This is a genomic window from Streptomyces sp. NPDC102402, assembly GCF_044765765.1.
Classification (GTDB): Bacteria; Actinomycetota; Actinomycetes; order Streptomycetales; family Streptomycetaceae; genus Streptomyces.
Map to the genome: position 1 here is coordinate 89,372 of NZ_JBIWKR010000008.1, position 23,194 is coordinate 112,565.

General features: G+C 72.8%; 17 protein-coding genes. 7 read left to right on the plus strand and 10 right to left on the minus strand.

The features are described 5' to 3' along the window. Positions 1 to 7: 7 nt before the first annotated feature. The 7 genes from ACIRJR_RS23190 to ACIRJR_RS23220 all read right to left on the minus strand — a co-directional run bounded on the left by ACIRJR_RS23190 (position 8) and on the right by ACIRJR_RS23220 (position 7,914). The gene (locus ACIRJR_RS23190) at positions 8 to 826 is read right to left on the minus strand and encodes an HpcH/HpaI aldolase/citrate lyase family protein (RefSeq protein WP_403783817.1); all 819 of its coding nucleotides are present in this window, start codon (positions 824 to 826) and stop codon (positions 8 to 10) included. After that, positions 823 to 2,040, minus strand: a complete 1,218-nt coding sequence (locus ACIRJR_RS23195; protein ID WP_403783819.1) for a CaiB/BaiF CoA transferase family protein — start codon at positions 2,038 to 2,040, stop codon at positions 823 to 825. Before ACIRJR_RS23195 ends, ACIRJR_RS23190 begins: the two co-directional genes overlap by 4 nt. Further along, the gene (rbsK, locus tag ACIRJR_RS23200) at positions 2,037 to 2,924 is read right to left on the minus strand and encodes a ribokinase (RefSeq protein ID WP_403783821.1); all 888 of its coding nucleotides are present in this window, start codon (positions 2,922 to 2,924) and stop codon (positions 2,037 to 2,039) included. The genes ACIRJR_RS23195 and rbsK overlap by 4 nt, the downstream gene beginning before the upstream one ends. Further along, entirely contained in the window at positions 2,921 to 4,288 is a 1,368-nt protein-coding gene (locus ACIRJR_RS23205) for an ADP-ribosylglycohydrolase family protein (RefSeq protein ID WP_403783823.1), read from the minus strand. Before ACIRJR_RS23205 ends, rbsK begins: the two co-directional genes overlap by 4 nt. After that, positions 4,285 to 5,472 (minus strand): ADP-ribosylglycohydrolase family protein, encoded by a 1,188-nt coding sequence (locus ACIRJR_RS23210; protein WP_403783825.1) that lies wholly within the window; start codon positions 5,470 to 5,472, stop codon positions 4,285 to 4,287. The genes ACIRJR_RS23205 and ACIRJR_RS23210 overlap by 4 nt, the downstream gene beginning before the upstream one ends. Further along, complete coding sequence (locus ACIRJR_RS23215; protein ID WP_403784257.1) at positions 5,417 to 6,646, minus strand: ADP-ribosylglycohydrolase family protein; 1,230 nt, start codon at positions 6,644 to 6,646, stop codon at positions 5,417 to 5,419. The genes ACIRJR_RS23210 and ACIRJR_RS23215 overlap by 56 nt, the downstream gene beginning before the upstream one ends. Positions 6,647 to 6,717: 71 nt before the next feature. Next, complete coding sequence (locus tag ACIRJR_RS23220) at positions 6,718 to 7,914, minus strand: ADP-ribosylglycohydrolase family protein (protein WP_403783827.1); 1,197 nt, start codon at positions 7,912 to 7,914, stop codon at positions 6,718 to 6,720. A 224-nt stretch (positions 7,915 to 8,138) separates the two neighbouring features. Between ACIRJR_RS23220 and ACIRJR_RS23225 the strand changes: the two genes are divergently transcribed. The 3 genes from ACIRJR_RS23225 (at position 8,139) to ACIRJR_RS23235 (ending at position 15,354) form a co-directional block, all read left to right on the plus strand. Further along, entirely contained in the window at positions 8,139 to 8,870 is a 732-nt protein-coding gene (locus tag ACIRJR_RS23225) for a VIT1/CCC1 transporter family protein (protein ID WP_403783829.1), read from the plus strand. A gap of 471 nt (positions 8,871 to 9,341) precedes the next feature. Beyond that, entirely contained in the window at positions 9,342 to 13,901 is a 4,560-nt protein-coding gene (gltB, locus tag ACIRJR_RS23230; RefSeq protein WP_403783831.1) for a glutamate synthase large subunit, read from the plus strand. Next, on the plus strand, positions 13,894 to 15,354 hold the full coding sequence (locus ACIRJR_RS23235; protein WP_403783833.1) for a glutamate synthase subunit beta: 1,461 nt from the start codon (positions 13,894 to 13,896) through the stop codon (positions 15,352 to 15,354). The genes gltB and ACIRJR_RS23235 overlap by 8 nt, the downstream gene beginning before the upstream one ends. Positions 15,355 to 15,481: 127 nt before the next feature. Here the strand turns inward: ACIRJR_RS23235 and ACIRJR_RS23240 are convergent, their stop codons facing one another. Both ACIRJR_RS23240 and ACIRJR_RS23245 read right to left on the minus strand, forming a co-directional pair. Next, positions 15,482 to 16,717, minus strand: coding sequence for an SLC13 family permease (locus ACIRJR_RS23240; protein WP_403783835.1), 1,236 nt, complete (start codon positions 16,715 to 16,717; stop codon positions 15,482 to 15,484). A 202-nt stretch (positions 16,718 to 16,919) separates the two neighbouring features. After that, positions 16,920 to 17,834, minus strand: a complete 915-nt coding sequence (locus ACIRJR_RS23245; RefSeq protein ID WP_403783837.1) for a rhomboid family intramembrane serine protease — start codon at positions 17,832 to 17,834, stop codon at positions 16,920 to 16,922. Between the two features lie 164 nt (positions 17,835 to 17,998). Here ACIRJR_RS23245 and ACIRJR_RS23250 point away from each other — a divergent pair, with 164 nt between their 5' ends. The 4 genes from ACIRJR_RS23250 to ACIRJR_RS23265 all read left to right on the plus strand — a co-directional run bounded on the left by ACIRJR_RS23250 (position 17,999) and on the right by ACIRJR_RS23265 (position 22,053). Further along, positions 17,999 to 18,742 carry a vWA domain-containing protein gene (locus ACIRJR_RS23250; protein WP_403783839.1) on the plus strand — a complete coding sequence of 248 codons (744 nt, stop codon included), beginning with the start codon at positions 17,999 to 18,001 and terminating at the stop codon, positions 18,740 to 18,742. 136 nt (positions 18,743 to 18,878) lie between these two features. After that, positions 18,879 to 19,400 (plus strand): pyridoxamine 5'-phosphate oxidase family protein, encoded by a 522-nt coding sequence (locus ACIRJR_RS23255; protein ID WP_403783841.1) that lies wholly within the window; start codon positions 18,879 to 18,881, stop codon positions 19,398 to 19,400. A 562-nt stretch (positions 19,401 to 19,962) separates the two neighbouring features. Then, positions 19,963 to 20,166, plus strand: a complete 204-nt coding sequence (locus ACIRJR_RS23260) for a cold-shock protein (RefSeq protein WP_015607926.1) — start codon at positions 19,963 to 19,965, stop codon at positions 20,164 to 20,166. A gap of 198 nt (positions 20,167 to 20,364) precedes the next feature. After that, positions 20,365 to 22,053: a DEAD/DEAH box helicase gene (locus ACIRJR_RS23265; protein WP_403783843.1), complete on the plus strand. Its 1,689-nt coding sequence runs from the start codon at positions 20,365 to 20,367 to the stop codon at positions 22,051 to 22,053. A gap of 45 nt (positions 22,054 to 22,098) precedes the next feature. Here the strand turns inward: ACIRJR_RS23265 and ACIRJR_RS23270 are convergent, their stop codons facing one another. Further along, positions 22,099 to 23,169 carry an ankyrin repeat domain-containing protein gene (locus ACIRJR_RS23270; RefSeq protein WP_403783845.1) on the minus strand — a complete coding sequence of 357 codons (1,071 nt, stop codon included), beginning with the start codon at positions 23,167 to 23,169 and terminating at the stop codon, positions 22,099 to 22,101. Positions 23,170 to 23,194: the final 25 nt, after the last annotated feature.

The window sequence follows — 23,194 nt, forward strand, 5'->3', positions numbered from 1 at the left end:
ACGTGCCTCAGCGCCGCCCCGCCAGCGAGAGCGTGCGCCGCGCGGTCGCCACCACCGCCGCGTCGACGAACCGCCCGTCCGGCAGGGCCTGCGCCCCGGCCTCGGTCCGGGACGCCTCCAGGATCTGCTCCGCCGCCTCGACCTCGCGCGCCGTGGGCCGGAACGCGCGCTCGATGACCGGCAGCTGCCGGGGGTGGATCGCCGCCCGGCCGAGCAGCCCGAGATCCCGCCCGTGCGCACACGACGCCCTCAGCCCGGACAGGTCACGGACATCGGGGTACACCGACATGACGGGCGGGTCGAGCCCGGCCGCCCGCGCCGCGATCACCACACGGCTGCGCGGCCAGTCGAGCCCGGCGTCGTCCCGCACCCCCAGGTCCGCACGGAGATCCGCCTCGCCCAGCGCGACCCCCCGCACGGCATGATGGGCGCCGGCGATCGAGTACGCGTGCTCGATCGCCAGCGCCGACTCCAGCAGCGGATACAGCGGCACCCCGGGCGCCAGAGCCGCGACATGGTGCACCGACCCCGCGTGGGTGATCTTGGGCAGCCGCATCCCGGACAGCCCCGGCAGCCCCGTCAGCGCCTTCACGTCCTCCTCGCCGTGGACCCGCACATGGACGGGCACCGCCATCGGGTCCGCCGTCACCGGATCCGAGAGGAGCTCGGCCGTCGCCGACCGTGCGTACTCCTTGCGGTCCGGGGCGACCGCGTCCTCCAGGTCGACGATCACGACGTGCGCGCCCGAACCGAGCGCCTTGCGGACCACCTCCGGCCGGTCCCCGGGAACGTACAGCCAGGTCAGCGCCACCGCCGTGCCGGTCACAGGGCACCCTCGTCCCGCAGCGCCGCGACCGCGGGGGCGGAGAGGCCCAGCTCCGCCAGGATCTCGTCCGTGTCCGCCCCGTGCGGCCGGCCGGCCCAGCGGATCGCCCCCGGGGTCTCGGACAGCCTGAAGAGCACGTTCTGCATCCGCAGCGGTCCCAGCTCGGGGTCGTCGACCTCGGTGATCGTGCCCAGCGCCCGGTACTGGGGATCCTCCATCACGTCCCGTACGTCATGGACCGGCGCGATCGCCGCCTCGGCCTTCTCGAACGCGTCCACCGCCTCCTCCCGGGTGCGCCGTGCGATCCAGTGGCCCACCGCCTCGTCCAGCTCGTCGGCGTGCTCGGCACGGGTGCTCCCGGCTGAGAACCACGGCTCCTCGGTCAGTTCGGGGCGCCCCACCAGACGCATCACGCGCTCGGCGACCGACTGGGCGGAGGTCGAGACGGCGACCCAGTGGCCGTCCGCGGTGCGGTAGGTGTTGCGCGGGGCGTTGTTGCGGGAGCGGTTGCCGGTCCGCGGCTGGACGTAACCGAGCTGGTCGTACCAGAGGGGCTGCGGTCCCAGCACGGTCAGGATCGGCTCGATGATCGCCATGTCCACCACCTGGCCGCCCCCGGTCCGGTCGCGTCCGGCCAGCGCCGTCATCACCGCGTACGCCGTGGCGAGCGCCGCGATCGAGTCGGCGAGCCCGAACGGCGGCAGGGTCGGCGGCCCGTCGGGCTCCCCGGTGACGGCGGCGAAGCCGCTCATCGCCTCGGCGAGGGTGCCGAAGCCGGGCCGGTGCGCGTACGGGCCCGACTGGCCGAAGCCCGTGACCCGGGCGAGCACCAGCCGCGGGTTCACGGCCCGCAGCTCCTCCCAGCCCAGCCCCCAGCGCTCCAGCGTGCCGGGCCGGAAGTTCTCGATGACCACATCGGTCTCCGCCGCCAGCCGCAGCAGCACGTCCCGGCCGCCCGGGGAGGACAGGTCCAGGGTCAGCGTCCGCTTGTTGCGGCCGAGCATCTTCCACCACAGGCCGATCCCGTCCTTCGACGGGCCGTGCCCGCGCGAGGGATCGGGCTTGCGCGGATGCTCGACCTTGATGACCCCGGCCCCGAAGTCACCGAGCATGGTGGCCGCGAGCGGCCCGGCGAAGAGGGTGGCGAGGTCCAGGACCCGCAGGCCGGCGAGGGGAGCCGTCGGCGTCGTGGGGGAGGTCGCGGGGGTACTCATGCGGCATCGATCTCGCTGCGGTAGGGCATGGACGTGGACGCGCCGTGACGCTGCACGCAGAGGGCCGCCGCCGAGGACGCCCAGCCCAGCGCCTCGGGGACGGACCGGCCCTCGCCGAGCGCCACGGCGAGGGTGCCCACGAAGGTGTCACCGGCGCCGGTCGTGTCGACGGCGGTGACCTCGGGGGCCGGGAAGAGGACCGGCGGTTCGCCGCCCCGGGCCACGTACAGGCAGCCCTTCCCGCCGAGCGTGATCACGACCTCGGGGACCTGCTGGAGCAGGACCTGCGCGGCCGCGTGCGGTTCCGCCTGCCCGGTGAGCCGGGCGGCCTCGTGCTCGTTGGGGACCAGCAGGTCGACGGCGTCCAGGAGGCCGGGCGGCAGGGGCTGTACGGGGGAGGGGGTGAGGATCGTCCGCACCCCGTGGGCCTTCGCCGTCCGCGCCGCCTCGGTGACGGCGGACAGCGGGAGTTCCAGCTGGAGGAGGAGCAGGCCGGCAGCGGAGACCGCCGCCCTCTCGCCCGGACCGAGGGCGGTCACCGTGCCGTTCGCGCCGGGAACCACCACGATCGCGTTGGACCCCTCGTCGTCGACGACGATGTGCGCGGTGCCGCTGGGCCCCGCGACGGTGTGCAGCAGATCGGTGTCCACGCCGGCGTGCTCCAGATTCGTCCGGAGCAGCGAGCCGTACTCGTCGGTGCCGACCGCGCCGATCATCACGACCTCGCCCCCCGCGCGGGCCGCGGCGAGGGCCTGGTTGGCGCCCTTGCCGCCGGGGACGGTCCTGAACTCCCTTCCGGTGACGGTCTCCCCGAGTCCTGGCGCCCGGTCGACGTAGACGACCAGGTCCATGTTGGTGCTGCCGAGCACCGCGATCGCTGTCATGGGCGGCGTACCTCCTGATAGGTCAGTTCCGCGAGGGTGTCGAAGCCGATGGAGCCGAGGCCGGACACGGAGGTGGCGAGACGGTTCTTGAGCGGGGCGGTCCAGTGGCCGGGCAGCGCGGCGGCCCGCCCGGCCAGCAGGCCGGCGAGCGAACCGGCCGTCGCGCCGTTGGAGTCGGTGTCCCAGCCGCCGGACACCGCGCAGCCGATGGAGCGGGAGAAGTCACCCTCCGCGTGGGTGAGGGCGGCGGCCAGCAGTGCCGCGTTGGGCAGGACGTGCACCCAGTGGTGGGTGGAGCCGTACGCGTCGTGGAGCCGGTCCACGACCGCGTCGAAGTCCCTTTCCTCGCGCGCCGTCTCGATGCCGAGCCGCACCGCGCGGGCGTACCGGGACCGGGGCGGCACCACACGCAGTCCGGCCGCCAGACAGCCGTGCACGTCCGTCTCGCCGCCCGCGGCGACGGCGAGTGCGGCGGCGGTGAACATCGCCCCGTACACCCCGTTCGCCGTGTGGGTGAGGACCGCGTCGCGATGGGCCTGCGCGGCGGCGGCCCCCGGATCGCCCGGGTGCGTCCAGCCGTGCACATCGGCCCGGATCTGGGCGCCGATCCACTCCCGGAAGGGGTTGCGCCGGCGGGCCGTGGCCGGTGGCTCCAGGCCGTCGAGGAGATTGCGGTAGGCGATGCGTTCGGCGGTGAAGACGCGGCCCGCCGGGAGCTCGTCCAGCCAGAGGCGGGCCAGGTCCGACGTACTGAAGCCCCGGCCGTGGCGCTGGAGCAGCAGCACGGTCAGCAGCGGGTAGTTGAGGTCGTCGTCCTCCGGCATCCCGTCGATGTTCTCGGCGAGGGAGGTGGCTGCCGAGCGGCGGTTCCACGGGTACGCGGCAGCCAGGTCGGCGGGCACGCCCCGCGCGGTGAACCAGGTGGTGAGCGGCCAGTTGCCGGTGGCCCGTGCCAGGGCGCGGACACCGGCCAGCGGCAGCTTCTCGACGGGCTTGCCGAGCAGGCAGCCGGCGGCCCGGCCCAGCCAGGCCGCGTGCAGGGCGTCGCTGCCGAGGGACACCGGACGGCCGGGGGGCGACGGCCAGCGAGGACAGGCGGCCCGGACCGCCCGCAGGTCCGTCGGCTCATCCTCTGCCAACGGGCTCTCCAGGGAGTCCAGTTCGTCCAGGAGCCGCTCCGCGAGCGCGCGCAGGTGCCGCGGGGCGGGTTGCTCCGAGGCCCCGGCCCGCGCTGGAGCAGGAGTGCCGCCCGCCGTGTGCCAGCGCTGCTCGATCTCCCCGGCGTCCCGGCCGTCCTGCGCGGCCTGGCGCAGTTCGTGACCCACCAGGTCCTCGGGCTGGACCCAGGTCAGGCGGACGGTCACCGGTCCTCTCCCGCCAGCCCGGCGAACGCCGCCTCGTGCGTGCGGCGCCGTGCGGTGTCCTGTGCGAAGACCTCACGGGCGACCTCCGCCAGCGCCCGTGCCGGGGCGTGCAGATCGAGGCGGCTGGCCTCGGCGACCGTCTTCACCCAGTCGACGGGAATGGCCTGCTCGCCGTGGAGCGCACCCGCGAGCGCGCCGCTCATCGTGGCGATCGAGTCGCAGTCACGGCCGTAGTTGACCGAGCCGAGGACCGTGCGGCGGAAGTCGCCACCGCCGACGAGCAGCATGCCGAGCGCCACCGGCAGTTCCTCGATGGAGTGCAGCCGCGACGGCCGCCGGGCGTCCAGGGAGGGCTCGCGGTAGTGGGGGCCCACCGTGTCGAAGGGGGCGACAGCGGCGCGCAGCGGTACCAGCGCGGACTCGAAGTCGGTGTACCGGCAGGCCACTTCGCACACCGCTTCGATCGCCGACCGGGTCCCGTCCTTGGCCAGCGCCAGTGCCGTCTCGACCACGGAGACGGGGGTGGCGCCCGGCGTGCACGCGGCGGCGACCGCGGCGGCCAGGACTCCGGCCGCCTCCCTGCCGTACGACGACTGGTGGGCGCCCGCGACATCCAGCGCCTCCGCGTACGCGGCGCCGGGATGGGCGGCGTTCACCAGGCCGACCGGCGCCATGTACATCGCGGCCCCGCAGTTGACGATGTTGCCCACGCCTGCCTCGCGCGGGTCGGCGTGCCCGTAGTGCAGCCGCGTGACGATCCACTTCTCGGCGAGGAAGATCCGCTGCAGGGGCAGCGCCTCGGCCTCCAGCTCCGGGATCCAGCGGGGCCGCGACATCAGGTCCGGCACGAGGTGGTCGGCGACCGCGTACGCGTCGAGATGGCCGCGCACCGTCTCGTAGACCCGGACCAGCGCATGGGTCATCAGAGTGTCGTCCGTGACGTGCCCGTCGCCCTTGTGGTACGGGGCGATGGGGCGCGCGGTGCGCCAGTCGTCGCCGTACCAGGGCCCGACGATCCCGGTCACCCGGCCGCCGTGGCGCTCCGCGATCTGTTCGGGCGTCCAGCCCTCGACGGGGCCGCCGAGCGCGTCCCCGACGGCCGCGCCGACGAGCGCGCCGGTGACGCGTTCATCCAGGGTGAGCGTCGTGCGGTCCGTGAGCGAAGCGGTTGTTTTGTGTGCCATGCCGGAATTGTCCACCCGGAGTGGCCGGTTCCGTGGCTGCGAGCAGCCCGGCGAGTTCGATCAGATCCGTCCCGGCCAGCCGGGGCAGCGCGCACCCGGCCAGCGTGCGGCAGGCCTCCCGCCAGCCCGCCGGCACGGTGGCGGACCCGCCCAGCGCACCGGTCAGCGCCCCGGCCAGGGCGGGCGCGGAGTCCGCGACCCGGGAGAGGCAGGCCGCGGCGGGGACGGCCTGCGCGATCTCGCCCCGGGCGGCGGTCGCCAGGGCCAGCGCGACCGGGACCGTCTCGGCGGCGGCGATCCCGTAGCTGTAGACGTGGTCGACGATCTGATGCTCCAGCACCGGCACGAGCGCGAAGGCACCCGCCGCCTCGTCCGCGAACTCCCGGGCCAGCCGCACGGCGTGGACGGCGTTGCGGGCGATCTCCGTGCCGTCGGGCAACTGGCCCAGCGCCGAGTTCACCGCGGTGTCGACATCCGCGCCCGCGAGCGCCTCCGAGACCGCGGCGGCGATGGCACGCGCCCCGTGCACCCCGTCACCGTCCTGCGTGTACCGGGCGTCGAACTCGGCGAGATCGGCCGCGGCCTCCGGGTCGCCGGGGTGCACGACGGCGAGCACGGCGGCCCGCACACAGGCGGCGTCGTCGAAGTAGTGCGGATTGTCGTGGCCGGTGGCGGGCGGGCGCAGCCCCGCGGCGAGATTGCCGAGCCCGGCCCGTACGGAGATCCGGGCCCGCAGCGGGAGCACGGCCGACTCGACCTCGGGGGCCCGGGCGCTCGCCGCGGCGACCTTGGCGGCCAGCGCGTTCCACGACCGGTCGACCGCGTCCCGCATCCGCCGGCCGGTGCAGAGGTCCGGTGCGTGGTCGGCGGCGGCCGCCAGCACCGTGCGGGCGGCGAACGCGGCCCACTCGGCGTCGTCGGACGGACCGAGCCGCAGCGGTTCCGGCGGCTGGTTGAGGGCGATCGGCACCGGGAGCGTCGTCGTCGCGTTCTGCTCCGCGAAGGTGTCCAGCTCCCGGGTGAGCCGGCGCGTCCACTCGGGCATCCGCGCCGCCCGGTGCCGCGCGGCAGGCCACCCCGCGGCGTCGCCGGCCGCCAGGCCGAGCAGCAGTCCCTCGATCCTGGCCCGCCTTCCCGAGGCGTCGCGGCCCTCCGCCGCGCGCTCGGCGGTGATCCGGATGGCCAGGTGAGGGGCGGACTCCGCCGGTGCGGTGGACGCGCCCGGGGAGGCGCGCCGGGCGCCGGTCACCGGGCGTCCTGCCGGGTGCCGGAGACCGGAGCACCGGCGCCCGGCCCGCCGTGGACGGGGGTGTGCCACGAGGCGGCGGCCGGCCCCCACCCGGCCGGCTGCCCGCCGGGTGGGGCACCGGACATCTCGTGCCGCGGGGAGCAGGGCGCGGCGGCGGGCCGGTCCGGGGCCGGCGGCCCGTCCGGCTGGTCCTCACCGTCGTCCGGGGTCAGCAGCTCCGCGATGTCCAGGACGTGATAGCCGCGCATCGACGGCAGGCAGCTGCCCCGCACCGGGCCGATGGCCGCCGCCCAGTCCCGGGGGATCGCCGACGCCCCGTGCAGGGCCCCGGCCAGCGCCCCCGCCACCGCCGCCGTGGTGTCCGCGTCCCGGCCCATGTTCACGGCCGTGAGCACCGCCTCACGGAAGTCGCCGCGCGCCGCCGTGAGGGCGCCGAAGGCCAGGCCCACCGCCTCCGGCGCCAGGTCCGTCCAGGGATAGCCGCCGATCACCACCGCGGAGCGCACCGCGCGCTCCGCCGTCAGCCGGTCCGGGTACGAGCGCTGCGCGGCCGAGACCGCCCGGCGCAGCGAGCGGGCCGTCCAGGAGTCCATCGGCACGACGGAGAGCGCGGCGGCGATCACGGAGGCGAGACCCGCCCCCACCATCGCGGCCGCCACCCCCGCCGCCACCGCCTGCCCGCCGTAGATGCCCTCGCCGTCATGGCTGACCCGGCCGTCCACCGCCACCAGCCGGGCGGCCTCCGCGGGCCGGCCCGCGGCGAAGACCCCGAACGGCGCCGCCCGCATGGCGAGACCGTCGCTCCAGGCGTGCCGGTGCTGAGCCGAGATGGGGGCGGCCAGACCGCGCCGCAGGTTCTCCAGGGTGCCGCGCTCGCTGAATCCGGCGCCCCGGAACGGGCCCTCGTCCAGATCGGCGATCCAGTGGTGCCAGGCCCGTTCGACGTGCGAGACGGTGAGCGCCGAACCGTGCCTGGCCAGCAGCAGCCCGGAGAAGATCGCGTACTCGGTGTCGTCGGTCCCCGCCGGGTCGTCGCTGACGAAACCCTCGATACGGCCCCAGCGGCGGCGGATCTCGGACGGACGCATGTTCTCCGCCGGGGCGCCGAGCGCGTCCCCCACGGCGAGCCCCAGCAACGCCCCCCGTGCCCGGTCACCCGTGCCCGCCGCCGGGCTGTCCGCCATGAGCTCCATCGTGCCGACCCTTCGCTCCCACCCGGAACAACCGGATATGCGAGGTTTCCCCGCTCACGGCGAAGAGAGGCGCGCATTTCGTACAAATCGTCCGCCCGGGTGACGCTCCAGGCGCAGGTAAGTTCGGCCTTCCTTGCTGGCGGGAGGCCTTTTTCGTGCGTACTTTCGACGATGTGGAGCGGGAGAAGTCCACGGGGCCCGCTCCCGGAATAGGGGAGAGCTCTGTGTCCATCATCGAGACCGACGCCGTACTGCACGACGCGCACCGCGACAACCACACCCACCGTGACGTCAACGGCGGCTGGCTGCGGCCCGCGGTGTTCGGTGCCATGGACGGTCTCGTCTCCAACCTCGCCCTGATGACGGGCGTCGCCGGGGGCGCGGTGTCCCAGCAGACCATCGTCATCACGGGCCTCGCCGGGCTGGCCGCCGGCGCCTTCTCCATGGCCGCGGGGGAGTACACCTCCGTCGCCTCGCAGCGCGAGCTCGTCGAGGCCGAGCTCGACGTCGAGCGGCGTGAACTGCGCAAGCACCCCAAGGACGAGATGGAGGAGCTCGCCGCGCTTTACGAGTCCCGGGGCGTCGAGCCCGCGCTCGCCCGCGAAGTCGCCCGGCAGCTCTCCAGGGACCCCGAGCAGGCCCTCGAGATACACGCCCGTGAGGAACTGGGCATCGACCCCGGCGACCTGCCCTCGCCGCTCGTCGCCGCCGTGTCCTCCTTCGGCGCCTTCGCGCTGGGCGCCCTGCTGCCCGTACTGCCCTACCTGCTCGGCGCCGACGCACTGTGGCCCGCCGTGCTGCTCGCCCTGGCGGGCCTGTTCGGCTGCGGCGCGGTGGTGGCCAGGGTGACGGCGCGCAGCTGGTGGTTCAGCGGGCTGCGGCAGCTCGTCCTCGGCGGGTCCGCCGCGGCGATCACGTACGGTCTGGGCGCCCTCTTCGGCGTCGCCGCGGGCTGAGGCCCTGGAAGGCCGCCCCGGGAACCCTCCCCGGCACCCACGGAACGCCCTCCTGGGGCGCCGGATCACCGCGGGCGGGACTCACGGGGCACCCAGCGGCGTCGTGACGGTGTGACGTACGTCTTGGCGCACGTCACTGGGCGGACGGGGTGTGCCCGCCGTAAAATGAGACTCTATGCAGGGCTGCACATAAGTAGCCGTTACTCGGCGGTTTCGAATCCATGACCGACGGGCAATAGCCGTAGACACTCGCGGGCAACGACGCCTGCACTCTGCGGTCTCCCCGGACGGTGATCCACAAGGGTCCGTCCGATCGTGACCCACCGGCTCCACGACTCCGTGGTGTCCGCATGTTGGAACGGACTATTCGCTTTTTGAGAAGCGTTCCATCATGTAACCTGCACGAAATTTCGCAGAGGGCCAGCGTCGTCCCTCGGCACAGCACATGCCACGACGACGACGGGAGAGCCGATGCGTTCCGACGCCTGGTCGCCCATGGACGGTCGCCCTGTCCAGCAGGGAATGTACGACCCCCGTAACGAGCACGACGCCTGTGGCGTCGGGTTCGTGGCCACTCTGACCGGTGTGGCCAGCCATGAGCTGGTCGAGCAGGCGCTGACCGTACTGCGCAACCTCGAACACCGCGGCGCCACGGGATCCGAGCCCGACTCCGGTGACGGCGCCGGTATCCTCCTTCAGGTCCCGGACGCCTTCCTCCGCGAAGAGGTCGCGTTCGAGCTCCCCGAGGCCGGCTCCTACGCCGTCGGGATCGCCTTCCTCCCCGCCGACGACTCCACCGGAGCCGTCCAGCGGATCGAGAAGATCGCCGCCGAGGAGGCCCTCGACGTCCTCGGCTGGCGCGACGTCCCGGTCACCCCGGACATCCTCGGCAACGGCGCCCGCGCCACGATGCCCGAATTCCGCCAGCTGATCGTCGCCGACGGCAGCAGCACCGGCATCGAGCTGGACCGCAAGGCCTTCGTCCTGCGCAAGCGCGCCGAGCGCGAGGCCGGGGTGTACTTCCCCTCGCTCTCCGCACGCACGCTCGTCTACAAGGGCATGCTCACCACCGGCCAGCTGGAGCCGTTCTTCCCGGACCTCTCCGACCGCCGCTTCGCCACCAGGGTCGCGCTGGTCCACTCCCGCTTCTCGACGAACACCTTCCCGAGCTGGCCGCTCGCCCACCCGTACCGCTTCGTCGCGCACAACGGCGAGATCAACACGGTCAAGGGCAACCGCAACTGGATGAAGGCCCGCGAGTCCCAGCTCGCCTCGAGCCTCTTCGGTGCCGAGAACCTCGACCGGATCTTCCCCGTCTGCACCCCCGACGCCTCCGACTCGGCGTCCTTCGACGAGGTCCTGGAGCTGCTCCACCTCGGCGGCCGCTCCCTGCCGCACTCGGTGCTGATGATGGTCCCCGAGGCGTGGGAGAACCACGCCTCCATGGACCCGGCCCGCCGCGCGTTCTACCAGTACCACGCCACGATGATGGAGCCCTGGGACGGCCCGGCCTGCGTCACCTTCACCGACGGAACCCAGGTCGGCGCGGTCCTCGACCGCAACGGTCTGCGCCCCGGACGCTACTGGGTCACCGACGACGGCCTCGTCGTCCTCTCCTCCGAGGTCGGTGTCCTGGACATCGACCCCGCCAAGGTCGTCCGCAAGGGCCGCCTCCAGCCCGGCAAGATGTTCCTCGTCGACACCGCCGAGCACCGCATCATCGAGGACGACGAGATCAAGGCGTCCCTGGCCGCCGAGAACCCGTACGCCGAGTGGCTGGAAACCGGCGAGATCGAGCTCGAGGACCTTCCCGAGCGCGAGCACATCGTCCACACCCACGCCTCGGTCACCCGCCGCCAGCAGACCTTCGGCTACACCGAGGAAGAGCTCCGCGTCCTCCTCGCGCCGATGGCCCGCACCGCCGGTGAACCCCTCGGCTCCATGGGCACCGACTCGCCGATCGCCGCGCTCTCCGAGCGCCCCCGGCTGCTCTTCGACTACTTCACCCAGCTGTTCGCCCAGGTCACCAACCCGCCGCTGGACGCCATCCGCGAGGAGCTCGTCACCTCGCTGCGCTCCACGATCGGCCCGCAGGGCAACATCCTGGAACCGACCGCCGCGACGTGCCGCAACGTCACGCTGCCGTTCCCGGTCATCGACAACGACGAGCTCGCCAAGCTCATACACATCAACGCCGACGGCGACATGCCGGGCATGAAGGCCGCCACCCTGGCCGGCCTCTACCGCGTCAGCGGCGGCGGCGACGCCCTCGCCGCCCGGATCGAGGAGATCTGCGCCGAGGTCGACGCGGCGATGGAGGACGGCGCCCGCCTGATCGTCCTCTCCGACCGCCACTCCGACGCCGAGCACGCGCCGATCCCGTCGCTCCTGCTCACCTCCGCCGTCCACCACCACCTCATCCGCACCAAGCAGCGCACCCAGATGGGCCTGCTGGTCGAGGCCGGCGACGTCCGCGAGGTCCACCACGTCGCGCTCCTCATCGGCTACGGCGCCGCCGCCGTCAACCCGTACCTCGCGATGGAGTCCGTCGAGGACCTCGTCCGCGCCGGCACGTTCATCGAGGGCCTCGAGCCCGAGCTGGCCATCCGCAACCTGATCTACGCGCTGGGCAAGGGCGTCCTGAAGGTCATGTCCAAGATGGGCATCTCGACCGTCGCGTCCTACCGCGGCGCCCAGGTCTTCGAGGCCGTCGGCCTCGACGAGTCCTTCGTCGCCCAGTACTTCAACGGCACCGCCACCAAGATCGGCGGCGCCGGACTCGACGTCGTCGCCAAGGAGGTCGCCGCCCGCCACACGAAGGCGTACCCCGCCTCCGGCATCGCCGCCTCGCACCGCGCGCTGGAGATCGGCGGCGAGTACCAGTGGCGCCGCGAGGGCGAGCCGCACCTGTTCGACCCGGACACGGTCTTCCGCCTCCAGCACGCCACCCGCAACCGCCGGTACGACATCTTCAAGAAGTACACCGGCCGGGTCAACGAGCAGTCCGAGCGCCTCATGACGCTCCGCGGCCTCTTCGGCTTCAAGAGCGGCCGCGACCCGATCTCCATCGACGAGGTCGAGTCCGCCTCCGAGATCGTCAAGCGCTTCTCCACCGGCGCCATGTCGTACGGCTCCATCTCCCAGGAGGCGCACGAGACCCTCGCCGTCGCCATGAACCAGCTGGGCGGCAAGTCCAACACCGGCGAGGGCGGCGAGGACGCCGAGCGCCTGTACGACCCGGCACGCCGCTCGTCCATCAAGCAGGTCGCCTCCGGCCGCTTCGGTGTGACCAGCGAGTACCTGGTCAACGCGGACGACATCCAGATCAAGATGGCGCAGGGCGCCAAGCCCGGCGAGGGCGGCCAGCTGCCCGGCCACAAGGTCTACCCGTGGGTCGCCAAGACCCGGCACTCCACCCCGGGTGTCGGCCTGATCTCGCCCCCGCCGCACCACGACATCTACTCCATCGAGGACCTGGCTCAGCTGATCCACGACCTCAAGAACGCCAACCCGGCGGCCCGCATCCACGTGAAGCTGGTCTCCGAGGTCGGCGTGGGCACGGTCGCCGCGGGTGTCTCCAAGGCCCACGCGGACGTCGTCCTCATCTCCGGCCACGACGGCGGAACGGGCGCCTCGCCGCTGACCTCGCTCAAGCACGCGGGCGGCCCCTGGGAACTCGGCCTCGCCGAGACCCAGCAGACCCTGCTGCTCAACGGCCTGCGCGACCGCATCGTCGTCCAGACCGACGGCCAGCTCAAGACCGGCCGCGACGTCGTCATCGCCGCACTGCTGGGCGCCGAGGAGTTCGGTTTCGCGACCGCGCCGCTCGTCGTCTCCGGCTGCGTTATGATGCGCGTCTGCCACCTCGACACCTGCCCCGTCGGCATCGCCACCCAGAACCCCGTCCTGCGCGAGCGGTTCTCCGGCAAGGCCGAGTACATCGTCAACTTCTTCGAGTTCATCGCCGAAGAGGTCCGCGAGATCCTCGCCGAGCTCGGCTTCCGCACGATCGAGGAGGCCGTCGGCCACGCCGAACTCCTCGACACCGAGCGGGCCGTCACCCACTGGAAGGCACAGGGCCTCGACCTCGAGCCCCTCTTCTACGTCCCCGAGCTGCCCGAGGGCGCGGTGCGCCACCAGATCGCCGAGCAGGACCACGGACTGGCCAAGGCCCTCGACAACGAGCTGATCAAGCTCGCCGCCGACGCCCTGGGCGCCGACAGCGCCGAAGCCGCGCAGCCCGTCCGCGCCCAGATCGCGATCCGCAACATCAACCGGACCGTCGGCACGATGCTGGGCCACGAGGTGACCAAGAAGTTCGGCGGTGCGGGCCTGCCCGACGACACCATCGACATCACCTTCACCGGCTCCGCGGGCCAGTCCTTCGGCGCGTTCGTGCCGCGCGGTGTGACGCTGCGACTGGAGGGCGACGCCAACGACTACGTCGGCAAGGGCCTCTCCGGCGGCCGCGTCATCGTCCGCCCGGACCGCGGCGCCGACCACCTCGCCGAGTACTCCACCATCGCCGGCAACACCATCGGCTACGGTGCGACCGGCGGCGAGCTGTTCCTCCGCGGCCGGACCGGCGAACGCTTCTGCGTCCGCAACTCCGGCGCGACGGTCGTCTCCGAAGGCGTGGGCGACCACGGCTGCGAGTACATGACCGGCGGGCACGCCGTCGTCCTCGGTGAGACCGGACGCAACTTCGCCGCAGGCATGTCCGGCGGCATCGCGTACGTCATCGACCTGGACCTCGACAACGTCAACACCGGCAACATCGGTGCGGTCGAGGCCCTCGACGACACCGACCGGCAGTGGCTGCACGACGTCGTGCGCCGCCACCAGGAGGAGACCGGATCCACGGTCGCCCAGAAGCTGCTGGCCGACTGGGACTCCTCGGCCGCCCGCTTCAGCAAGATCATCCCGTCCACCTACAAGGCAGTGCTCGCCGCCAAGGACGCCGCTGAGCTCGCCGGTCTCTCCGAGCAGGAGACCACCGAGAAGATGATGGAGGCGGCGACCAATGGCTGACCCCAAGGGCTTCCTGACCACCGGACGCGAGGTCGCCCAGACCCGCCCCGTCGGCGAGCGTGTCAAGGACTGGAACGAGGTCTACGTTCCGGGCTCGCTGCTCCCGATCATCAGCAAGCAGGCCGGCCGCTGCATGGACTGCGGCATCCCGTTCTGCCACAACGGCTGCCCGCTCGGAAACCTCATCCCCGAGTGGAACGACTACGCATACCGCGAGGACTGGTCGGCGGCGTCCGAGCGCCTGCACGCCACGAACAACTTCCCGGAGTTCACGGGCCGCCTCTGCCCCGCTCCCTGCGAGTCGGCGTGCGTCCTCGGCATCAACCAGCCGGCCGTCACCATCAAGAACGTCGAAGTCAGCATCATCGACAAGGCGTGGGACAGCGGCGACGTCACCCCGCAGCCGCCCGAGCGCCTCTCCGGCAAGACCGTCGCCGTCATCGGCTCGGGCCCGGCGGGTCTCGCCGCCGCCCAGCAGCTGACCCGCGCCGGCCACACGGTCGCCGTCTTCGAGCGCGCGGACCGCATCGGAGGACTCCTCCGCTACGGCATCCCCGAGTTCAAGATGGAGAAGTCGCACATCAACCGCCGCATCGAGCAGATGCGCGCGGAAGGCACCAAGTTCCGCACGGAGGTGGAGATCGGCAAGGACATCGACGCCGCGAAGCTCCGCCGCCGCTACGACGCGGTCGTCATCGCCGCCGGTGCCACCGTCTCCCGCGACCTGCCCGTCCCGGGCCGTGAGCTGAACGGCATCCACTTCGCGATGGAGTACCTGCCGCTCGCCAACAAGGTGCAGGAGGGCGACCTCACCGTCGCCCCGATCACCGCCGAGGGCAAGCACGTCGTCGTCATCGGCGGCGGCGACACCGGCGCCGACTGCGTCGGTACCGCCCACCGGCAGGGCGCCGCCTCCGTCACCCAGCTGGAGATCATGCCCCAGCCGGGCGAGGAGCGTAACGCCAACCAGCCCTGGCCGACCTTCCCGATGCTCTACAAGGTCACCTCCGCGCACGAGGAGGGCGGTGAGCGGATCTACTCCGTCTCCACCACCCACTTCGAGGGCGACGAGGACGGCAACGTCCAGTCCCTCCACCTCATCGAGGTGGAGTTCAAGGACGGCAAGCTGGAGCAGAAGGCCGGCACCGAGCGTGTCATCCCGGCCCAGCTCGTCACCCTGGCCATGGGCTTCACCGGCACCGACCAGGCCAACGGCCTCGTCCAGCAGTTCGGCGTCGCCCTCGACGAGCGCGGCAACATCGCGCGCGACGAGGACTACGCGACCAACGTCGACGGCGTCTACGTCGCCGGCGACGCCGGCCGCGGCCAGTCCCTCATCGTGTGGGCCATCGCCGAGGGCCGCTCCGCGGCGCGCGGCGTGGACCGCTTCCTGACCGGGGCCAGCGCACTGCATGCCCCGATCCGCCCGACGGACCGTTCCCTGACGGTCTGATCACGGCACACACAGACGTCCCGTACAACGGCGTACGGAACTGAACGCGGCGCCCGCCCCCGTCCCCGACCGGACAAGGGCGGGCGCCGCGGCGCGTCCGGAGGGCGGCGCGGTGCCCCGCACCTGCTCAGCCGGCCAGAGCCAGCGCGCACACCGCGGCCAGGGTGCCCGCCACCGAGAGCACCAGACCGGTCCCGACGAACCGGCCCATCGCGATACGCGTCCCCTGCCAGCGGCACCGCTCGAACCACAGCAGCGTCGCCAGTGACGCCCACGGAGTGACCAGTGGCCCCACGTTGACGCCGATCAGCAGGGCCAGCAACTGATCCTGGTTCCCCACCGGGACGACCGCCTCGCCCGCCAGGTAGGCGGGCAGGTTGTTCAGGACGTTCGACAGCCCCGCCCCCACAGCGGCCGTCCGCAGCATCCCCCAGAAGCCGTCGTCCGTACCGAGCAGGGACTCCAGCAGCTCGTGCAGACCGTGCGCGTCGACCGTCTGCACCACCAGGAACATCCCCGGGACGAGGACCAGCAGCCGCCACGGCACCAGGGACAGCCGCAGCTCCTGCCTGCGCCGTACGGCGAACGCCGCCACGACGACCACCATCGCGGTCAGCGACGCCGACCACAGCGGGACGTCCGCGAGGAGGATCGCCAGCAGGAAGCCCGCACAGGCCACCGCGCAGATCCGCAGCAGGACGGGATCCCCGGCCACCGGCGCGCCCGGCGGGGTGTACCGGTCGGCGCCGCGCCGGCCGCGCCGCCAGTAGAAGACCCACAGGCACGCCGCCGTCACGGCGATCGCCGCGAGCTGGGGCAGCCACATCACCGCCGCGAGGCCGGACGGCGAGAGCGCCACCCGCTCCGCCGCCAGCAGATTCGTCAGATTCGACACCGGCAGCAGCAGACTCGCGGTGTTGGCGAGCCACACCGTCGTCATCGCCAGAGGCACCGCCGCGATCCCCACCCGGCCGGCCAGCGCCAGCATGACCGGAGTGAGCAGCACCGCCGTGGTGTCCAGATTCAGCGTGATGGTGGTGAGCGAGGCGAAGAGCACGCACAGCCCGAAGAGCAGCGGGTACCGCCCCCGCCCCGCACGCGCCACCCAGGACGCCACCACGTCGAAGACCTGCGCCCGGCCCGTCAGTTCGGCCATCACGATCACGGTGCCCAGGAAGACCAGCAGCGGCCCCACGCGCCGCATCTCGTCGGCCGCCGCCTCCGAGGGCAGCAGCCCGGTCACCACCGCGAGCAGCCCCAGCGCCAGCAGGCCGCCCGCGAGCCAGTCGAGCGGGTGCAGCCACCGGAGTCCACGGCCCGGACCGTCACCGGGCCCGTCCTCCGCTGAGAACTCTGTCGCCATGGAACGATGATCTCAGAAAGCGGACGCGCGCCGTGGACCCGCGAGTTCGCCGTGAGGCCCCTCGCGACCAGACCGGTCGGCGGGAGAAAGCCGCGGGATCCGGAACCTCAGCCGTCGGTCGGGGCGCGTCCCCGAGCCCGGCCGGTTCGCGGGCCGTCTCCCGCAGTACGGGGGCTCCTCCGCCGGACTGCGGCCGCTCCCGTCAGCCCGCCCCCGTCAGGGAAGCCGTCCGCAGGGCCACCACCGCTGCCAGCAGCACGACCAGAGCCGCCCCGCCGGCCAGCTGCGCGGCAGACGTCCGCAGCTTCGCCGGGGCGTAGGCGAGCCCGTAGGTGACCAGGCCGCCGGTCAGCAGCCCGCCGAGGTGGCCCTCCCACGAGGTGAACACGGCGGAGATCACCATCCAGAGCAGGAATCCCGCCAGGAAGCGCCTGACCGGCCCCATGTCCCTGCCCAGGCGGCGGTTGATGACGTAGAAGGACGCCGCCAGCCCGAAGATCGCGCCTGACGCGCCGACCGCGGAGGTCTCCGGCGAGACCAGGTACACCAGCACCGAACCGCCCACCGCGGACAGCAGGTAGAGCGCGAGGTAACGTGCCCGGCCGAGCTGGCCCTCCACGATCCGGCCCAGATTCCACAGGGCGAGCATGTTGAAGACGAGGTGCATCACACCGAACGACGTGTCGGGCGGGAGGTGCAGGAACGCGCCCGTCAGCAGCCGGTACCACTCCCCGTCGGCCACCCCCGTCAGTTCGAAGCCGGGCGAGGTCCAGCCGTCGTACACGTACAACTCACCGTCCGGACCGGCCAGCGCCGCCCCGATCATCCCGAACCGGTCGACGGTTCCGGACCGTAGGACCTCGACGACGTACGCCACGATGTTCAGCGCCATCAGCACGTACGTCACGACCGGCGTCGCCGCGTCCGGCACAGCGCCGCCGAACAGCGAGCGGGCCCGGCGGACCGAGGCCTGCCCCTCCTTCACGCACTCCACGCAGTGGTGCCCCACGGACGCCTCACGCATGCAGTCGGGGCAGATGTACCGGTCGCAGCGCGTGCAGCGCACGTACGTCTCGTACGACGGGTGGCGGTAACACGTGGTGGCGGCGGCCTCCATGGCCGGCTCCTTCATTCGCGAACGGGCGCAGGGCCGCCGGAGGCGGCGGCGATCAAGATAGCGAACGGCGGTGAGGACCGGGACCCCCGGGTACCGGCATGCCCTACGCTCACCACTCCCGTAGTCGTCAGGGCGCGATCCCGCCGCCCGGATCGGAGCCCCGCGTGACCGGCTCGCCCGTCCCCGCAGGACCGGCCATCAGTCTGCAGAAGGTGCGGGAGCGCGCACCGGCCATCGCCGGCTTCCACGAGAGCGCGCGGGTGTCCCTGGAGAAGCACGGGATGAGCGGTTCACGGGCCGCCGTCTACCTGGTCCTCGACTACTCCGGCTCGATGCGGGAGTACTACGAGGACGGCAGCGTCCAGGCCCTCGCCGACCGGGTGCTCGGGCTCTCGGCCCATCTGGACGACGACGGACAGGTGCCCGTCGTCTTCTTCTCGACGGACGTCGACGCCGTCACCGACATATCCCTGGACAACCACCACGGCCGCGTCGACGCGATCGTGGCCGGCCTCGGGCACATGGGGAGGACCAGCTACCACCTGGCGATGGATGCCGTCATCGACCACTACCTCGACAGCGGATCGGCCGCCCCCGCCCTCGTCGTCTTCCAGACCGACGGCGGGCCGATCAGCAAGCACGCGGCGGAGCGCTACCTGTGCAAGGCGGCGAAACTGCCGATGTTCTGGCAGTTCATCGGCTTCGGAAACAAGCGGAGCTCGCAGTTCGACTTCCTGCGCAGGCTCGACGACCTCGCCGTCCCGGCCCGGCGGCCCATCGACAACGCGGGCTTCTTCCACGCCGGGCCCGACCCCCGGTCCCTCCCGGACCTCGAACTCTACGACCGGCTCGTCGCCGAGTTCCCGCACTGGCTGGCGGCGGCCCGCTCCCAGGGCCTCGTCCGCTGACCCCGCGCTCCGGCCACCGGCCCGGGCAGGACATCGCGCTCTCCGGCGACCCGTCCGGGCCGTGCGCCACGCGGTGCCGTCCGATCCGGTGACGCGTGGCGAAACACGACAGAAGGTGTCCGGATCAGGGGGTTCGATGGCTCTCATGACATCGAACATGACACCGAGTTCGTGGCAGGACTTCCGCGCGGCGGAGCCGGCCTTCGCCGACACCGTGCGCACACGGTTCCAGCAGTACAGGCACCAGGTCCTCGCCACCCTGCGCGCGGACGGCTCGCCCCGGGTCACCGGCCTGGAGGTCTCGTTCCTGATGGACGCGATGTGGTTCGGCATGATGCCGAACTCGCGCAAGGCGCTCGACCTGCGGCGCGACCCCCGCTTCGCGATCCAGGCCAACCCGGGGCCGGACGCGGAGATGGCGGACGGGGACATCCGCGTCTCCGGACGTGCCGTGGAGGTCACCGCCCCCGACACCCTGGCCCGCTTCGTCGACGAGGCGGCACCGCCCGAGCCCTTCCTGCTCTTCCGCGCGGATCCCACCGAGGTGGTCAGCACCGGGCTCGACGGCGACGACCTCGTCGTGCGGGTCTGGCGGCCCGGCCACCCGCTGCGCACGCTGCGCAGGGCGGCCGACGACAGTCCCGTCCGCGAGTCCTGACTCCCGGCGCCGCCCGGGCCACGCGGCAGCGGGGGCCTGCCGGGCGGCCGGGGGAGCGCTGGGGCCTGCCGGGCGTCCGGGGGAAGCTACCCGGCCGGCGTAAGCCCCGCCGGGAATCCGGTGCCGTCCGGCGCGCTGCCCGCAGGGGTAGCCGTACGGCATCCGGGTGAAAGCGGCCCACACGTCACGCTGCCCGGCGCGGCTCAGGCCCCCTCCGCGGAATGAGATGTTCCGGCACCCCGCGCAGAGGCCGGAACCCTTGGGACAACAGGGTGGGAAGCATCCGGGAACGCAGCCGGAACTCCCCGTGAACGGTCCCCGCGACCGCCCTGGTCAGCACATCTTCCGGCGCGCCGGTCCAAGGTGATCTGCCGCTCGACGACAGAACGTGCTACGGTTGCCGAGTTGCAGTTTTGGTACCCATGAACTTTATGTGCGCCTGACGGGAACCCTCCTCAGGCGCTTTATTGTTTTCCGGCTTTCTCCGGATGGGGCTCAATGCGGCGACTTGGAATTCGTAAAGTGCGGATTTCCGGCACTGCACCTCTTTTAGGAGAATGACATGGCTACTGGAACCGTGAAGTGGTTCAACTCGGAAAAGGGCTTCGGCTTCATCGAGCAGGACGGCGGCGGCGCCGACGTCTTCGCCCACTACTCCAACATCGCCACCCAGGGCTTCCGTGAGCTCCAGGAGGGCCAGAAGGTCTCCTTCGACGTCACGCAGGGCCAGAAGGGCCCGCAGGCGGAGAACATCGTCCCGGCCTAATTGCCGGACGCGTACCTCGCAGCCGGGGCCCGCACCGTGAAGGTGCGGGCCCCGGTTTGTGCTGTTTCCGGCTCGTCCTGTCCTCGGTTCGGCTCCGCCACCGGGACAGCTGCTCTGTGCTTGCATCCTGGGGCGCACATCAAGCAGTCCGCAGCAGTCGGCAGTAACCCCAGGAATCCCCCAGGAGGGCAATTCCGTATGACCCGCTCCGAACGCCAGGACCGACCGACCCGCAACCGCCCGATAAGGGGCCGCGGCGCTGACCGGGCACAGGCGACCACCCGAGGATCCGGCAAGGCTCCGGCCCGACGCAGGACCGCGCCGGCCCAGGGCGGCGAATTCGCCCTGCCGGAGACCCTCACCCCCGCACTGCCGGCCGTCGACGCGTTCGCCGAGCTGGACATGCCCGCCGCGCTGCTCAAGACCCTCGCCGCGCAGGGCGTGACCGATCCCTTCCCCATCCAGGGCGCCACCCTGCCGAACTCGCTGGCCGGCCGGGACATCCTCGGCCGTGGCCGCACCGGCTCCGGCAAGACCCTCGCCTTCGGCCTGGCGCTGCTCGCCCGCACCGCGGGGCGCCGCTCCGAGCCGCACGCCCCGCTCGCGCTCGTCCTCGTCCCCACCCGCGAGCTCGCCCAGCAGGTCACGGACGCGCTGACCCCGTACGCCACCTCCGTGAACCTGCGCGTCGCCACCGTCGTCGGCGGCATGTCGATCAGCAGGCAGTCCGGCGCGCTGCGCCGCGGCGCCGAGGTGCTCGTCGCGACGCCGGGCCGCCTCAAGGACCTCATCGAGCGTGGCGACTGCCGGCTCGACGAGGTCGCGATCACCGTCCTCGACGAGGCCGACCAGATGGCCGACATGGGCTTCATGCCGCAGGTCGTCGCACTGCTCAAGCAGGTCGAGCCCGACGGCCAGCGGATGCTGTTCTCCGCGACCCTCGACAAGAACATCGACCGCCTCGTCAAGATGTTCCTCACGGACCCGGTCGTGCACTCCGTCGACCCGTCCGCCGGCGCGGTCACCACGATGGAGCACCACGTGCTCCACGTCCTGGACGAGACGGACAAGAAGGCCGTCGCCACGAAGATCGCCGCCCGCGAGGGCCGGGTGATCATGTTCGTGGACACCAAGCGTGCCGCCGACCGCTTCGCCAAGCGGCTCCTCGCCAGCGGCGTGCGGGCCGCGGCCCTGCACGGCGGACGGTCCCAGCCGCAGCGCAACCGCACGCTGGACCAGTTCAAGAACGGCCAGGTCACCGCTCTCGTCGCGACCAACGTGGCGGCCCGCGGCATCCACATCGACGACCTGGACCTCGTCGTCAACGTGGACCCGCCGACCGACCACAAGGACTACCTCCACCGCGGCGGGCGCACCGCTCGCGCCGGGGAGTCCGGCAGCGTCGTCACGCTCGTGCTGCCCGAGGAGAAGCGCGACATGACCCGGCTGATGCAGGACGCGGGCATCGCGCCGCGCACCACCCGGATCAAGTCCGGCGACGAGGAGCTCAGCCGGATCACGGGTGCCCGTGAACCGTCCGGCGTCGCGATCGTCATAGAGGTACCGCAGCAGGCGCAGCCCAAGCCGCGTACGCGCGGCAACGGTCAGGGCTCCGGCTCGGCAGCGGGCGGGTCCTTCCGCTCGGGCAGCCGGGGCCGTGGCCGGCGTGGCGGGACGGGCTCGGGCTCTGCCGCCGCACAGGGCGGTGCCGGCGGCGCTTCCCGTGGCGCGGGCGGTGCGGGCGGCGCGGCCCGTGGCGGCAGCGGAGGCGGTGCGGCCCGCGGTGGTGCCGGCGGCGCCGGCGGATCCGCCCGCGGGGCCGGGGCCGGCCGGGCCGGCGGCACGGGGCGCGGCAGCGCTCCCGGCCGTGGCCGCCGGGCAGCCTGACCACCGGGCGTGGTGACCGGCGGGAGCCGGTCACCACGCCCGTCCTCATTCCGCGGCCGCGTCCCCGTACCCGGCGAGCGCCCGCGCCGCCGCTCCGGCGGGCAGCGGGTCCCCGCCCCGGGCGAGCTCCCGCAGCAGCGGGACGGCCCGCGCGGCGAACGGCCTCTCGCCGGTACGGAACCCGAGCCGCGCCAGCACGTCCACGCCGAACCTCTGCCGCAGCGGATCCCCGCTCGACGTCCAGGCCACCGCCGCCTGGAACGTCTCCTCGTCGCCGCGCAGCCACAGCGTCCCGACCGCCACCAGCCAGTTGTCGAGCCCGGGGTCCCCGCCCCGCAGGGCCCGGACGGCCAGCTCCTCGAACGGGGCCCGCAGGCCCATCTCGTTCTCCAGCAGCGTCACGATCGCCCCGTGCCCCGTCTGCAGGTCCTGGGACGCGAACGGCTCCCCGTCCCGCAGCAGTTCGACGGTGACGGTCACCCCGCCGTCCACCGGCTCGCGGCGCACCGCGCTCTCGTGCCCCTCGTCCCCGTACGCCTCCCGCAGGGCGTCGCGCAGTTCCCGCTCCACGTCCAGTGCGAGCATCCGCCTCGCCTCCTCCAGCGCGGGGGAGCGGCCGCGGGCGCCGTGGAGCAGAAGCGCCCTCACGGTGTGCGCCGACCCCCGCCGCGCCGCGACCACCAACGGGGTCTCACCCCGCGGGCCGGGCAGGTCAGGGTCCGCGCCGTGGGCGAGGAGGATCTCCGCGACCCGCGCGTGGCCCAGACCCGCCGCCCAGCGCAGCGCCGTGAAACCGAACTGCTCGCTCCGGTCCGGGTCGGCCCCCGCGGACAGCAGCGCCCCGGTGACCTCGGTGTGACCGCCGCACGCGGCCCCGCACAGCGGCAGGTCGCCCTCCTCCGGTCCGCTCGCCCTGTTCGGGTCCGCACCCGCGGCGAGGAGCAGCCGGACCGTGCCGGGAAGATCCTGCACGGACGCCAGATACAGCGCCGTCGTCCCCTCCTCGTCGCTCGACTCGGCCGACGCGCCGGCCCGGAGCGCTCTCACGACGGCGTCCTCATCGGCGTACAACGCCTCGAAGAGACTCCTCGCGCCCCCGGCCGGACCATTCGTCATGTACCGACCCTACGGCCACGCCCAC